This is a genomic window from Neisseria sp. P0020.S005 (assembly GCF_051957055.1).
Lineage (GTDB): Bacteria > Pseudomonadota > Gammaproteobacteria > Burkholderiales > Neisseriaceae > Neisseria > Neisseria subflava_A.
Map to the genome: position 1 here is coordinate 1 of NZ_JBQCWV010000041.1, position 525 is coordinate 525.

The following is a 525-nucleotide window of genomic DNA, read 5'->3' on the forward strand; positions in this document are numbered from 1 at the left end:
GGTTTTGTGTTTGTTGGGGGGGGGTGGTGTTGTGTTGTTGGGGTGGTTGTGTTTGTTGGTTGTTTGTGTGCGGGGTGGGGTGTTTGTGGGTTGTTTGGGTGGGTTTGTGTTTTGGTGTGTTTGGGTTGTTGTGTTGTTGTGTTGTTGTTGTGGTGTTGTTGGTGGTGTTTTGGGGGTGGTGGGTTTGGTGTGGTTGGTTGGGTTGGGGAGGTGGTTTTGTGTTTTGTGTTTTTTGTTGGTGGTGTGTTGGGTGGTGGGGTGGGGTGGTGTTTTGTTGGTGGTTTTGGTTGGGTTGGTGGGTGGGTGGTGGGTGGGTTGTGTTGTTTGGGTTGTTGGTTTGGTTGTGTTGGGGGTGGGGTGGGGTGGGGGTTGTTTGTGTGTGTTGTTGTTGGGGTTGTGGGGGTTGGTTGTTGGTTTGTGTGGTGGGGTTTTTGCCTTGTCTGCTCCTGCTGCCGAGTCTGCCGATAGCGGGTCTTTGAGTGAATTGTTCCGTTCCACTTTGGCAACCATTTATCCGTAAAAGGC

At 52.0% G+C, this 525-nt stretch carries 1 pseudogene; it reads right to left on the reverse strand.

Features of this window, described 5'->3' with window-relative positions:
• Positions 1-510 (reverse strand): annotated as a pseudogene (locus tag ACTHTU_RS11200) (hypothetical protein); the annotation flags it as partial.
• Positions 511-525: the final 15 nt, after the last annotated feature.